At 60.1% G+C, this 15,726-nt stretch carries 2 protein-coding genes; both read right to left on the bottom strand.

All coding sequences use genetic code 11. From position 1 onward, the window contains the following. Positions 1-6,263: autotransporter-associated beta strand repeat-containing protein (locus M2447_RS13495; RefSeq protein WP_277559027.1), on the bottom strand; the 6,263-nt coding region annotated here is incomplete at its 3' end. 361 nt (positions 6,264-6,624) lie between these two features. Beyond that, complete coding sequence (locus M2447_RS13490; protein WP_277559026.1) at positions 6,625-15,150, bottom strand: pertactin-like passenger domain-containing protein; 8,526 nt, start codon at positions 15,148-15,150, stop codon at positions 6,625-6,627. Between the last annotated feature and the right edge of the window lie 576 nt (positions 15,151-15,726).

The raw sequence follows: 15,726 nt of genomic DNA, 5'->3' as shown, positions 1-15,726 counted from the left end.
TTGTTTTGCAGCGTCAGGTTTGCGACCTCATCGGGGTCCATTTGCTCGAAAGTGAACGCCAGCCCTCCGAGCGAATAGTTTTCGCCGGTGTTGTTTGTGAACATGAGGCCGCCGAGCTTGAGGTTTGCGACGTCGATATGCACCGGATCGCCGCCAAGCTGAAGCGTGTTGGAAAAAACGGCGACCGCGCCCGGGCCGGTCGGCGATATGTTACCCTTCCAGTTGGCGGTGTTGCCCCAATTGTTTCCGGAGGCGTCGCCCACCCATTCCGCGCTCACGCCAAGCGGAATGAGCTCATAAAACTGCTGGGTGTTTTTCAGGATTTTGGCTCCGGGCGCGTAGGTGATGACTCCGCTGCTGTAAAAACTAATCGCGGCAAGGCGCGCATAGTCGAAGGCGTTAAGGACGTCGCTGACGAAACGCACTTGCGTGGCGCCTCCGCCGTAGGTGCTGTTGCCGTTCCAGTTGATGATGTCGAGCGTGCCGTTCCATGATCCCAGGTTTTGGAATGTGAGCAGCGAGGAGCCGGACGCGCCGTTCATGTTGATGGTGCCGGAACCGGCGAGATTGAAAATCGTGCCCGCGAAGGTCTGGCTGCCGCTGACGTTGAACGTGGCGGTGCCGAGTGTGAAGCTGCCCAGGCCCGTGCGCGTGCTGTTCGCGCTGCCAAGGTCGAGCGCGCCCTCCCGCAAAATGAAGTTGGGCGTCACGATATTGCCGCCTGTCCAGTGCAGCGTGGCCGTGCCGGTCTTGATGACATCGCCGGCGGTGCGAAGGTAGCCGTAGGCGTTGCCGCTGATGGTGGAATTGGTTTCGGTGACGATTTTGGTGTCTATGTTTGCCCCGCTAATCGCGCCGGCGGTGTCGGTGATGTTGATACTCGCGGTGTTCACGGCAGTGTTGCCATTGAGGGCGAGGTTGCCGTGGAGGTTCACGCTGGAGCCGTCGGTCGTGACGAGTTCGAGCAGGCGCGCGTAGTTGCCGCTGGTGAATGTGACATGCCCCGTGCCGAGGTAATTGTTGCCGGCGTCGGCCTCGCCGAGCGTGATGTCGCCCGCGGCATTCACGCGCAGGGTGCCTTGCGTGATCGCCGTGTTGCCAGTGTAGGTGCTGTTGCGGGAATTGATGACAAGCGTGCCCACGCCGGTTTTGGTGACGCCATAATCTCCGGCAAGCGTCAGGTTGGCGCCAAGGGCGGCCGTGCCGGTGGCTGCGATGGTTTTGTTGTTATTCAGGGTCACGCCAAAACCCGGATCAAGCGTGAGCAGGCCGGCGCTGCCGTTGAGGCCGATGTAGGCGCCGCTGAACAAAACGTCGTTTGAAAGTGTGATGGCACCGCCGTGGCTGGCAAGTGTCCCGGCCGAAGCGCCGCCAAAGATGAGCGTGCCGCTGCCTCCAATGGAGAGATTGTCGCCGACGGAAAGCGTGCCGTTGCTTATCGAGGTGTTGCCGGTGTATGCGTTCGCCCCTTCGAAGCGCAATGTGCCCGCGCCCGAATGGATGATGCCGTGGGCGCCCGTCAGCACATGCCCGTCGGAAAATGTCACGGTTATGCCGTTTGCCACCGTGAGCTTGAATGTGGCTTGCAGCGTGCTGCTTCCGACGCGGGCAAATGTCAGGTTGTTGCTTGCGAATTGATACAAGCCGCTTCCGGTGACGGCAATTTCATTGGTTATGCTACGCGCGCCACCCAGCGCGTAGATCCAGTTGTTCTCCGCGGTGTTTGAGGCCAGTGTGAGTTTTCCAACGCCCAGGGCGGTATCCGAGCCGATGCCCAGGCGCGTGTTGCGGTTGTCGGAGGCGACTCCCATGACCACGCCCCCAGAAAAGGTGTTGTCGCCGTAAAAATTTATTTGCGTGTATGTGCCGAAGATGAACCCGCCATCGCCCTGCAGGTCGGTTTTCAGATTCAGGGTGCTGAGAGTCCAGCCGTTGTTTCCATGCAAGCGCCAGGTTCCCGTGGTCACGTAACTGGGGGCAGCGCTTTCGAAGGTCAGGGTGCCCGCGCCGGATGCCGCGGAGTAAAACAGATCGCCCGCGAAGCGGACCGAACCGTCGATGGTTCTGCTGCTTCCCGTGCTGCCTGTTTGCAGTGTATACCACCTGCCCGCGACGCCCGCGCCGATGGTGAGCGCTTGCGTGCTGCTCTTGGCATCCACGCCGTTATAGGAGCCCGAGCCGAACACGCTCCCGTCGGAAAGCAGGCGGATGATGCGGCTGCCCGCGGCGTTGGCCGAGGTCGCCGTGCTGCCAACTATTTTGAAGCCTCCCGTAAAGTCACTGGAGCTCGGCGCAGCGTCCCCCATGATCAGAAATCCGGTGGCATCATAGACGATCCCCCCGGAGCCGGTGATATGCGAGCTTATGACAAGGGGATTGGCCGTCGGAGAGTGGTTCGCGATTTCGAGCGTGCCGGCGAGCGCCAGATTGGCGGTGATGGTGCCGCTGTGCGCGCTGTTGTTGACAAGCATGGCATTGGAGCCGCCGACCCCGCTGTCGAACGTGAGCGTGTGACCGTTGGTGGAGGAAAGCGTGAAGACCTGGCCGCCGCTGCTTTCGATGTAGAGTTTTCCGACCGTGACATCCTGATCGACAATGATGCGGTTGCCGTCGAGAAGCCCGTCGACATTGCGAATGGCAACGGAGAGGCCCGCGCCGGTGACGGAGCCATCGCCGCCCGTCACGCCAATCCAGTTTGCGGCGGAGCTCCAGAGGCGGTCGGTATCGACACCCGTGGTGCGCGCCCCGGCCCACTCGAGTGTTTTTTCGCCCGTGGGAGCGAGGAACCAATAATTGGTGCCGCTGATATTTGTCTGCACGAGCTTGGCTCCGGTGCCGAAGCCGGTGAAGGAAATGAGGCCGAGCCTGGTGGCCGTGAGCTGGGTTGTGTTGCTAAAGTAAACGTAAGTGTCGCTGAGCAGATTGTCGGCGGCGGTCGTCCATTCGCCGGTGGAGTTGGCAAGGTTGAGGACATGCCGCGCGTTGGTATTTCCCCATGTGTTGTTGCTGACTCCGGTGAAATAGAGCGCCGAGTGCTCATCCAAAAAAAGGCCGGCGTTGCCGGAGATGGTGAGCGTGGTGAAGGTGTTGGTGTTTGGCGCGCCCGCAGAGCCTCCGGAGACCTGGACCAGCCCGCCGCTCATTGTGAGCGTGGTGGCCGGCGCGACGCCCGTGCGCGGACGGATCAGATTGTCACCGTTTATTATGAGGCTGCCCGCGGCGATGTTGACCGCGTTGAGATGGATCTCCGTGTCCAGCCATGTGTTGCCGCCATAGGCGGCCTCCTTATACAGGGTGCCGACATTGGAAATGCCCCCGGCGAGCGTGGAGGTGAGATGCTGCTCCTTGCCAGCGCTTGCGCTGGCGCGCAGGTCGGCGGAATAAGCCCCGCCGAAAGGCGTGTTAATCGCGAGATCACCCGCAAAGACAATGCGGGAAAGGCCGGTGTTGGTCCATGTCGCGGTATCGGCAATGACGGCCGATTGATTGATAAATTGCAGGACGCTGTTTGCCCCCAACACAAGGTTGCCCGAAATGTTCACATCGCCAGCCGCATAACCGGCGGGGTTGTTGATGACGAGCGATGCAGCGGCGCCGATGGAAACATTGCCCAGCATCGAAACATCATGACCGAAAGTGTTCACCCGCACAATGCCGCCGGTGATGGTGATGTCGCCGCTGCCGAGGTAGTTATTGCCCGGAGCCAGCGCGCCTGTGACGAGGTCGCTGTGCAAATCCGCATAAAGCGTGGTGGCGGCGGCGCCTGTTTTTTTCAGGCCGCCGGAAAAGGTGTTGGAGCCGCTTTTGAGCATGCCGCTTCCATTCCAGCCCAGTCCGCCAACGCCCGTCAGGTTGGCGCCGGCTCCGAAGCCGCTCATCTCGCCATACGAGCTGCCGTAACCCTGGCTCGCACTCACGTTGATCGCGCGATCCTCGGTTAATTCCACATCGCCCGCATAGTTCACAAATGCGTAATGCATCGTAAACCCGCCATTGATGACAAATTTGTTGTATATAATGGATGGCTTGCGCGAGCTGACCCAGTTGCCGATCCACGAGCCTTGATGCATCGTGATGGCGCCCGTGCCCAGTCCCAGGGAAGTGCTTCCCGCCGTGTCCGACCAAACCCCCAGCTTGCTGTAAACATCTATATTGCCGGAGTAATCCGGCTTCGCCACCTGACTGTTAATGATCAGTCCGGAGCCCCTGACTTCAATATTACCGGAACCGGAAAGCGCGTTTTGTATATATGTTCCTATATTCGTAAAATCATAATTGATCGTGCCCCCGCCCGTAGCGTTGACGAGCAGGTCATTATCCAGCCGCACAGCCGCGCTCAATGTGATTCCACCCGTGCCGGAAATGGTGGAAGCCGCGCCGGCGACGCCACTGTCGAACACAATCACGCCCGTGTTGATGGTGCTTTGGTTCGACACATTGATCGTCCGGTTTGCGATCAAATGGCCGATCGTCACGGTGCGGTTTTGCAGTGAAAGATTTTTGCCGCCGCCAAAGGCTCCCGTGATTTCGACCACCGCCCCCGGGGAAGTGTCCGGCACATCGACACTCCAGTTGGACAGCGTGAACCAGTTGTTTCCGACCATCACGTTCGTGTTGACGGTCGTGCGCAAAAAATCCACCGGCACCAAATTGCCCGAGGGGTCGAGCACCGCGCCTGGCGCATAGCCGCGAAACCAGACCTTGCCCAAATCCACGCCACCGGTGTCTTTGACTATGTTGCCGTTGGAAACAACGCTGCCATCCAGCAAATGCGTGCCCGGGTTGCCCTTCCAGTTATAGATGGAGAGATAGTTCGCGCCAAGAGGACCGGCGGTTGGAGTCGCGACGGAGGAGGTGAGTCCGCCGATTGTCAGGGTCGAGGGCGTGCCCGCGCTCATCCAGATGCCCAGGCGCGCGTCCGTGGCGAGGTTGATGGACGAAAAGGTCTGGTCGTAGCCGTTGAGAAGCAGGTTCGTAATGACATTTTGCCCGATATTCAGCGCGGAGGAATTGCTCAGTTGATCGGCGCGCCCAAAACTCACCGAGCCGGTTGGCAGTGCCAGCATGTTTGTGAAGCTGGCATTGGTGCCGGAAAACGTGAGCCCGTTTGCCAGATCGAGCGCAGTCTGGTTGAGCGTGATGGCGCCGAGGCCGGATTCGATCACGAAATCGTCCGCTCGAAACACGCCCGTGTCACCCGCTGTAAAAGTGAGCGCATTGGTGCCTGTTTTGCGCACCTCGCCGAAAGCGCCCAGCATGGCGGTGTTGTTCATCCTCACGTTCATCGCGGTGGTGTTTCGCGACGTGTCGAAAACCAGCGTGGGCGCGTTTTCAAAAAGCGTGCCGCCCGAACCGTCGGCGTTGTAAACAAAATCCGCGCCCGCGAGTGTGAGCGTGCCGCGATTCGGGTTTGTGCCGCCGCTGATCGTGCCGGAGTTGAAATTAAAGCGAAAAGTTGTGCGGGCGTCGTTTTCCGAAATGCGCAAGTCGCCGCCGTTTTCGAGCAGGATCAAGCCCCCGCCAAGCGTGACGTGCTGGCCGGCGTAATTACCCGCCGCGGAATTGATCGTCAGCAACGCGTCGCTGTTGGCCACCTTGATGTCACCGATGCCGAGATAGTTGGACCCGGTCGCGGCAACACCCGCGCCAAGCACGGTGCCCGCATTGGCACGGTTGCCGATCGTCGTTGTCACAGAGCCGACAAAAACATCCAAGCCACCGGAAAAGGTATTGTTCGAATTGGAAAGCACCAGCGCGCCGCCGCCGGTCTTGATGAGCTGCGTGCCGGCGCCGGTGATCGCGCCGCTAATGGTGGTGATGGCGGGCGCGTGCCCGGCGTTGACGTTGATGGCGTGGCCGTTGCCGTCGATGCGCCCGGAAATCGTCAGCCTGCTCGCAAAGGCAGGCAAGAGCGGATCGGTGCCCGCCTGAATGGAGAGGTCGCTGAGCAAATTAACCACGCTGCTGATGGTGACGTAATTGCTGCCTTGGTAATTAAGGACGGCGTTTTGCCCTCCCGTCGCCGCAAAGCTAAGCGTCGAGGTCTGAATCGTTATCGTGGAAGCCGCGGCATCATTGCCCTCGATGCTGAGCGCGCCAACGGTGACGCCGGGGTTGGCAATGGTGATGGTGTGATTGCCCGACGAGAGGTCATTGCTAATGATGGCGGTCGCGTCGGCGGCGTTTGGCACGCCGTTATTCCAATTGGCCGCCGCGCCCCACGTGCCATTGCCGGTAGTCTGCCACGAGGATTGCGCCTCCAAAAATGGTTTAGCCGCACACATGCTCACAACAACTGCCAGTAAAAGCGCGAACTGGTGAATAAAACGAAAAGACTGTAATTGGAGGTTTTTAATCATCCTTTTGGAAGTGAGTGTGAACAATCATGCCCCACCTTGCGGCTGAGCGAATTACGCAAAAAATGTCACTTATTAATAAAATTGTTACAAATAATGGCCATTTTTTTGCAATACACTCAACGTTAATCATGCCTAAGTGTGGCACGCGGATGCTTTTACTGTGAGCCATCACGGCGATCGCGTGCCGAGCCAATGTGAGGGCGGATAAAAAAGCCGCCTCAAAACGAGGCGGCTTTTTTGGGCGGGTGGTTTATGAAGCGGCTTTTTACCAGAGTCTGCGGTAGCCGAGGTTGATGGACCAGGGGCGGTCGTAGGCTTGGGCCTTGGCATACTCGTAGTCGAGGTGGAGCTGGCTCAGGTCGTCGAGACGGTAGCTCGTGCCAAAGCCCATTTCGATGCGTTTGCCGTCGTAGTCGGCGTTGAAGGTCTTGCCGTGCACTTTGATCCTGCCACCGTTGGAATCCACCGCGACGGCGGCGAACTTGCCGTAGGGCGTCCAGCGGCTGTTGGGGATTTGTTTTCCGAAGCGCACAAGCGCGCGGTATTGCCAGGTGTCGGAATCGCCAACCTTCACCTTGAGCGCGCGCTGCTCGGACGTGGCCTGCGTCGAGTAGCTCGCGCCGTTGAGCCAGAGGACCGCCATTTGCACGCCGGGCTCCAGCCACCAGCCGTCGGTGCGTTGCAGGCGGCGGCCGGCTTCGAGCGAGAGGCTTTGGCCCTTGGCCGTGTATTCGCCGCGGGTCACGCGGCCGTTCGCCGCTTTCGCGTCAAAGTCGTTGTCGTAACGGTCGAAGCGGGCGATGCCGTCGAGGAACCAGCCGTTTTGCCTGAGCAGGGTAATGTAGGCGCCGACTCCCACGCTGCGCGTGCGGCCGGTGCCGTCGTTGTCGAACTTGCGGTCAACTCCGCCCATGTCGATGAAGCCGCCGAGGAGGTTCACGCCGTTTTCGGCGGCGAAGGATTTGTCCGCGCCGCCGGTCACGCCCCAGCCGTATTGGCGGAAGGACATGCCGGAGAGTTCGTTCGCGGCGTTGATGCGGTAGCCGCGGGTGCGCGCCCAGATGTTGCCGGAGTCACGGGCCGGTTGCTCGCGCCACTCGGCGCGGATGTCGCCGAGGCGCAGGTGGAGGGAGTCCATGGCGGAGGCCCAGTCGAGCGAGAGGGTCGAGGCGGTGTTGATGATCGCGTCGGCGGCGTGGCTGAGGTTGCGGTCGGAGAGATACCAGATGTTTGTGTCGGGCGTGTAGCGCGAGCCGTCGCCCTTGACCAGTTCGATGGTGGTGAGGTCGTATTCGAGTTTGCCGCCTTCGTTTGCCATGAGGAAGGTGGCGGCGCCCGTGCCGGTGGTGATCAGTTCGATGGCCATGTTGAGCGCGAGGGGCGGCTCGCTCAGGGCGTTGATGTAAACGGAGTGGGTCGCGTTGCCGGCATCGTCGATTGTCAGGTGGTTTGCCACGGTGCCGGCGGGGTTGACGCCGATGGTCGCCTGGGCGAGGTAGGCGTTCATGACGATGTTCGCGGTGCCGCTGCCGAGCGCTCCGATCGTGCCCGTGTCAACGGGGTTGGCGAAGGCGAGCGTGCCGCTGTTTGCGTTCAGCGTGCCGATGGTGACGCCGTTGGTGGCGAGCCACAATGTGGAGGGTTGGTTGAGGGTTGTGTTCGCGATTTTGTATTTCGCGGCGTCGGCAATCGTGAGGGTGCTGTTGGTCACGTGGTGCGTGCCCGCGCCGGTGAGTTTGTTTTGCAGCGTGCCGGTGACATTGAGGTGCTCAAATATCGCGCCGGCTTCGACGGCGATTTCGGCGGTGCCGAGGGCGTCGATTGTGGTGGCGGCGAGGCGGCCGGCGGTGACCGCGGCGGTGCCGGTGAAGCCGGTGTTGGCGTGGGTGATCGTGATCGTGGTGGCGGCGTTTTGTTTTTCGAAGACGCCGGAGCCGGTGATGTTCGCCGCGCCGAGGTTTGCGTCGGTTTCGGCGACCAGGCGGTTGCCGGTGTTGATGATGAAGGTGCCGCTGTAGGCGGTGTTTGAGCCCGAGACGGACACGGTGCTGTTGTTGGCGAGTTCGGTGTTTCCGGTGCCGGCGAGCGTCTTGGAGAAGGTGCCGGTGGCGGCGGTGAACTGTGCGAGGCCGTCGTTGAAGAGGGTGCCGGAATCGCCGAGGGCGCCGGTGTTGTGAAGCACCGCCGTGCCGGTGATGCCGACGTCGGCTGTGAAGGTGGTGTTGGTGCTCGTGATTGTGACTAGGCCGCCGAAGCCGAGGCTGCCGCTGCCGTGGAGGATGCCGTCGATTTGGCCGCCGTTGGCGATGGTTTGCGCGCGGCCGTTGAGGTCGAGCGCGCCGGCGTTGTTGATGACGAGGCAGTCGGTGTTGCCGAAGGCTCCGTTGGTGATCGTGATGACGGTGCCGGAGGTGATCGTGGTCGTGCCGGTGTAGTTGCTGTTCACGTTGCCGACGCGGATGCTGCTGTTGCCGGTGGCGGTGAAGGTGTAGCCGCCGTCGCCGGAGAGGATCGCGCCGAGGGTGTCGTTGGCCGCGCCGTCGTTGGAGACGACCACGGTTTGGCCGTCGAGCACGTCGATTTCCGCGAGGCCGTAGTTGAGGTAGATGCCGCTGCCGGTGACCGCGCCGTAGTAGTCGTAGACGAGGTCGGCGACGTGCGTGCCGGATTGCACGTAGGCGCTGGTCGAGCTGACCGAGCCGGGGATGGTGCCGGTGCTGCTTGAGGACGGAATGAAGTCGATGGTGAGTTGCGTGCCGATGCCGGTGACCGTGCCGCCGTTGTCAACATCCACGGCGACGAGCGGGCCTTGCACCATGCCAGCCGTGCCGCTGTCAACGTAGTCGTCCTGGTCGAGAAGCGCGGGCGCGCCCGGGGGCGTGGCGGGGATGGGGCCGAAGGCGGTGCCGGAGAGGGCGACTTCAACGGTGCCGCCGCCCGTGGTGTCGAGCGTGCCGGACACGGTGAGCAGGTCCTCGACGTGGTTGACGCCGGTGGTGTTGGAGGTGCGCACGGCGAGCGTGCCACTGTTGAACGAGAGGCCGGCGATGGCGCCGGCGCCCTCGACTTCGGTGCGGTTGCCCGCGTCGATGCGCAGTGTGGCGTTTTCGAGCGTGGCGAGGTTGGTCGCGCCTTGCGAGTTGGCGGTGCCGCCGAGGACGAACCGGCCGGTGCCGAGCGCGACGGTGCCGGTGAAGGCGTTGCCGGTGATGGTGCCGAAGCTGATGATGTTGGCGCTTTCCTGGAGGGCGATTTCCAATGTGCCGTTGCCGGTCAGGGCGTGGGCGAAGTTGTAATCGGCATCGTCGGCGGGCGTGATCGTCAGCGTGGAGGTCGTGTCGTTGGCGCCGTCGTTGATCGCGATGGCGTTCACGCCGTCGAGTTGCGTGGTGTTGCCGGTGAGCGTCCAGTGCGTGTTGTTCGTGCCGTCGGTTTGCACGGTGAGGCTGGTGAAGTTGTTTGCGGGCGAGTCGGAGCGGAAGTAGCTGTCCTCGGTCACGGTGCCTTGGAAGACGAGTTTGTTGCCCGTGCCGCTGCTGTAGACGTCGCCGTTGAGCACGCTGCCGGTGTCGAACTTGGAGATGATGTTTGCGGAGGCCAGTTCGATCGCGCGATTGGCCGAGCCGGACGCCGTGATCGTGCCGGTGTTGTATATTGTGCCGCTTGTGGCGTTTGACACAAGGATGCCCGTGCCGCCGGAAATCTCGCCGGTGTTCGTGATATTGGCGGTGCCGGCGCTGGCATTAATATTGATGCCGTAGCCATCGATATTCACACTGCCTCCCGTGGCTTTGCCGCCAAGTATGCGACCGGAATTGCCCACGGTGGCGTTGTCGCCGTTGATATGGAGGCCGTCGCCGCCCTGATTTTTAATTGAGCCCACGATGCCCGATTCAGCGGAGCCGCCCATTACAACGGCGTTGTCCTTGTTGGTCACAACCGAGTCGTCTCCGTTAATATGGATGCCGTGGCCGCCCCAATTCTCCGTGTTTGGATTATTGCCCGCGGCCATGCCCCCGACAATCCGTGCGTCATTGGCGTTTTCAATAATCGCGCCATCGATTTCCATATTAATGGCGTTGCCGCCCTTGCTATACAAGAGGCCGCTTCTTCCGCCGCCGCCCAGTATTTGGGCGTTGCCGGCGTTCCGGATGTGAATGGCGGAACTGTTTGCCAATATATAAATGCCATGACCGGCATCATTCCTGTCAGACAGCGAAGCAGTCCCGCCCGCGATGACTCCATCGGCATCATTAAGAATTATATAATTACCACCTTTCAGGGATATTCCATGCCCGCTCTCCGCCTCGGTCTGCTCGTTCGAGTATCCCCCGATGATGGTTCCCATGTTGGTTATCGTCTTGTCATTGGCGTCCGGGGAATCGTCCTCTATGCGCAAGGCATCCCCGCCCCGGACAATGCCGGCGTTCGATGTCCATCCGCCCGCGATCAATCCTGCATTGGTCAAATTCGCCAGCCTGCCTTCCACATACAAGGCGTGGCCACTTTCTCCGATCGGAGCGGCAGACACACTTCCGCCAAAAAGACTTCCCGAATTAGTCACCGACGTGGCGCTGCCCAGTATGTGCAAGCCATGCCCCGCCTTGGGATCGGCACCAACCGAGGACACATTGCCGCCGGAAATAATGCCCCGATCATTAGTAATAATCGCATCATCGCCCTCGATGAAGGCTCCATCACCGCCCGAAGTGGGGGACCCCGCACGGTCGATGCCCCCTCCCGAAATACGTCCTTCATAATTGTATAAAACAGCGCCGCTGCCCTCGATGAGGACACCGTGCCCTCCGGTGCCGGAATGCCACCTCGCATTGCCCCCCGAAATGTCGCCGTTTGTCGTATTGCTCACAACAATCCCGTCGCCCCGGAGATGAACACCATGGCCGCCAAGGCTCGTCACGCCATGTTCCGCATAACCACCGAGAATCGCGCCTCCGTTAATCAATTTATTTTCATCGCCCTCTATAAAAACGCCGGATCCGGCGGCCCCGCCCGTCGCCCCGGAAAAGCCGCCCGCAATTCGGCCATTATTTTCGTTCACCAAACTTATATAATCTCCCTGCGCATAAACACCGTGACCGGCGGTTCCGCTGATTACGCCACTGTGGGTTCCGCCCGTGATTGTCCCGGAATTAGTTATGCTTCCCGTGCCGGCAATCTGGTCATCCACTATTATCGCCAGGCCGTGGCCAGTCCGGCCAAGCCACGAACTATTACCGCCGGTTATATTACCTTTATTAACGACCGATCCAAAGGAATCGCCGGCAATCATCACGCCGCTCCCGCCCGCGGCTGTTCCCGTGGCGGAGGATGAACCGCCTGTGATCCGCCCCGCGCCGGTGTTTTCGAAACTCGCAAGGTCGCCTTGTATATAAACACCATGGCCTCCGGTGCCGACAACTCCGCCTGTATTATTTCCGGCGGTGATCGTGCCGGAGTTTTTCACTGTTCCGGAAACGGCTGTTTGGTTGGTCGCGGTTAACCACAATCCATGTCCGCCGGTCCTAATCGCCCCGCCACTACCATTTCCGCCAACAAGCTCCCCGGCATTGATCGTCTCGCCAAAAGAATCCCTGGCAATCACCACAGCGCTCCCGCCAGTGCTGGTTCCGCTGGCAGCGGCTGAGCCGCCGGAAATTCGGCCCGCGCCCTTGTTTTCAAATTTCGCAAGGTTGCCTTGAACATGAACGCCATGGCCGCCGCTTCCGCTCGTCCCGATGACGGCGGCTCCGCCGGCGATTGTTCCGGCATTGATCGCCTCTCCGATGGAGTCCCCGGCAATCATCACACCGCTTCCGCCGATGGCGGTTCCCGAGGCGTTGGCCGCGCCCGCGGTGATTTGCGCGCCGAGTGCGTTTTCAAAATATTCAATGTTCCCTTCGACCAACACACCGTGGCCGCCGACGCCGAGCGTTCCGCCCGAGTTGTTGCCCGCAATAATCGTGCCCGAGTTCCTTACGGTTTCGGATACAACCAACTGGCTGGTCGCGGTCACCGCAATGCCGTGACCTCCCTCGCCGACTCCCGAGCCGTTGTTGATTCCGTTTCCGCCCGCGATGTATCCGGCGTTGGAAATTGCGTCGAATGAATCCGTGGTAATCGTCACGCCGCTTCCGCCGGTGCCGGTCCCCGAGGCGGTGGACGCGCCCGCGGTGATTCGCCCGCCGAGTGCGTTTTCGAAGCTCGCGAGATTTCCGTCTATATAAACGCCGTGGCCGCCGGTCGCGGTAACACCTCCAAAACTGCTGCTCCCTGCGGTGATGGTGCCCGAATTTTTCACGAGGCCGACGCCGATCGCCTGGCTCGTCGCCGTTATAGTAATACCGTGTCCGGCCTGCTTATTCGTTCCGTTGCTGGCGGCACCGCCGGTAATCGCACCGGCGTTTATTATTTCCCCATGCGAACCACCGTCAATAATCACACCGCTCCCGCCCGTGCTGGTGCCCGAGGCGCTGGCCGCGCCCGCGGTGATTTGCGCGCCGGTCGCGTTTTCAAAATATTCAATGTTCCCTTCGACCAACACACCGTGGCCCCCGACGCCGAGCGTTCCGCCCGAGTTGTTGCCCGCAATAATCGTGCCCGAGTTCCTTACGGTTCCGGAAACAACCGACTGGCTGGTCGCGGTCACCGCAATGCCGTGGCCGCCCTCGCCGACTCCCGAGCCGTTGTTGATTCCGCTTCCGCCAGCGATGTATCCGGCGTTGAAAATTGCGTCGAATGAATCCGTGGTAATCGTCACGCCGCTTCCGCCGGTGCCGGTTCCCGAGGCGGTGGACGCGCCCGCGGTGATTCGCCCGCCGAGGGCGTTTTCGAAAATGGAAATGTTCCCCTCGACAATGACGCCGTGACCTCCCGCGCCATTGAGCCCACTATATTGCGATCCGCCCATTATGGTTCCGGAGTTTTTAATGCTTCCCGTGCGAACCAACTGGTTGCTTGCCGTGATCGCCAAGCCGTGGCCGCCCTGATTTGCCCCCCGGGTCCCATGGCCATCGCCGCCTCTAATCAGTCCATCGTTGATGACGGCTTGATACGAACCGCTGGCAATCGTCACGCCGCTCCCGCCGGTTTGCGATTGGACCGTGCCCGAGACGGACGAGGACGAACCGCCGGTGATCACACCGCCGCTTAGGTTTTCCAAAACTGTGATATCGCCCTCAACAGAAATGCCATGACCTCCGGTGCCGACATAGCCGCCCGCATTGGAGCCCGCGATGATCGTGCCGGAGTTTTTGACGCTTCCGGGGCCGGACACCTGGTTGGTGGCGGTTATTATCATGCCATGCCCGGCCTCACCGGTGCCCGTTCCGCTGCTGCTGTTGCCGCCGGAAATCATACCGGCATTGACCGCATCGCCAAATGAACCGCCGTCAATGATAACGCCGCTCCCGCCGGTTTGCGATTGATTCGCCCCCGCATAAAGGGATGAGCCGCCGGAAATCCGGCCGCCGCCACTATTTTCAAAACCCGCAATATTTCCCTGTATATAAACACCATGGCCACCGCTTCCTTTAAGTCCGTATTGGCTGCTTCCCCCGGATATCGTCCCGCTGTTCCTAACACTTCCCGATATAACCGTTTGGTTGCTCGCGGTCACCGCCAAGCCGTGTCCGGCCAGACTCTCGCCCGAGGTGCCGGCGCTGTTGCTGTTTCCGCCGCGGATTTCCCCGGCATTGGTCACTTCTCCAAAGGTGTCCCCGTCGATAATCACCCCGCTTCCGCCCGCACTGGCTCCCGCGGCAGCGGATGCCGAGGACGAGCCTCCGACGATCACGCCGGTGTTGTTCAGCACCGCGTTGTCGCCCAATATATACAAACCGTCTCCTCCCGCGGAATCTATAACTCCCTTGGCGGAGCCTCCGAGAATGCTGCCGGAATTAATCACCGTCGTGTCGTTGCTCTCTATGCGCATGCCGCGTCCGCCATATGCGTTTGTCGCCGTGATTATCGCTTGGTTTGCCTGAACAAGGGCGCCCGCCCTGTTGGTGATGGTGGCTTTGTCCGCTGTCAGGTATATGCCAGCCCCGCCGGTGATGGCGATGGCCTCTGTGCCCTGAAAAACATTTCCGGCCCGGATTAAGGCGCCTGTGTCATTGTCAATGATGACAGTGCCGCCCTGGCTGATATAAATACCATTTCCAGTCCGTCCGTTCATACTGCCACTAACCTGATATGCCGTGCCTCCCTGGATCAAGGCATTGGGGCCGTTGGTAATGGTCACACTGTCGTTATCAGAAGCCCCTTCCACCCGAATGCCGTCGCCGCTTTCCGCCGCGCCCCATTTGGCCAAGCCGCCGGTGATGCTTGATGCCGTGGAATTCGTTATGACAACGTCATTTCCAATAAAATAAACGCCGTGGCCTCCAGCGCTTTGTCGTGGCGAAGTGCCCGCAGCCTCCCCGCCGCCAATTGATCCACTATTGATCAAGTGGCTGCCGTCGCCCACCATCGAAACCCCATGCCCTCCGGCAACAGTGCCCGCGCGCCCCTTCGATGCTCCGCCTACGATCAACCCACTATTGTCCAACGTGTTATCATCTCCCACAATCGCAAATCCATTGCCTCCCGTGCCTGCATCCCAACCGACATACTTCCCCGTGACCGTCCCGGAATTTCCAACCGTGACAGTATTGTCGCTTCCCGTGACTTTCACCGCATCCTTTTGGCCGGCATTCCCCGCAACATTGCCATTGATCGCAACCGTGGAGCCGCTGCCAATGATATCAAGCGGCTGGGCTTCGGCAAAAACGCAAAAGCCCGCTCCCAAGAGCATGCATAAAATCGATCTCCCAACACCCAAGGCGTGAAATTTGATATGGCGGTGACACTGACTGGCTGAGTATTCCATTGGTTATTAACTTGTTCTAACTTGTTGTTGTAACTTAAATTATGACATTTGCGCACTAAACAATTTGAGTGATTTATGAAATCGACACCTCAAAAGATCAAAAACGTCCTCCAATAATAAGACGTGAAATAATGATATGTTTAGTTTTACAGATATGTCGCAGTAGAAATGCTAAAGGGGGCGGAAAGTAAGAACAAAAATACAACTTGCAAGCGTTTATCTTTAAAAATTACGCGGAAACAGAAAGTGCTGTGCGCGCCTTACCCGTTAAAGTATAAAACCATTTACGAAAGAGATTTACCCTTTAGGCTCCGGGGCGATTGGCGGACTGCCACTGGAGCTGTTTTTAGGTTAAATGGTCGCGGGAAAATGCCTTTGGGCAGGGCGAAACCTCAGGCTGAGCCGCAACAAAACCTACCGCTCCTTCTGAGCCAAAGTGCGGGCAGATAAAAAGGCCGCCTCGTTATGGGGCGGCCTTTTTTTGGGCGGGCGGGTTTTATG

Source organism: Ereboglobus sp. PH5-10, from assembly GCF_029504735.1.
In the GTDB taxonomy this organism is placed as follows: Bacteria; Verrucomicrobiota; Verrucomicrobiia; order Opitutales; family Opitutaceae; genus Ereboglobus.
The sequence above is the reverse complement of the archived record's forward strand: the minus strand, read 5'-3'. Positions and strand labels throughout refer to the sequence as shown.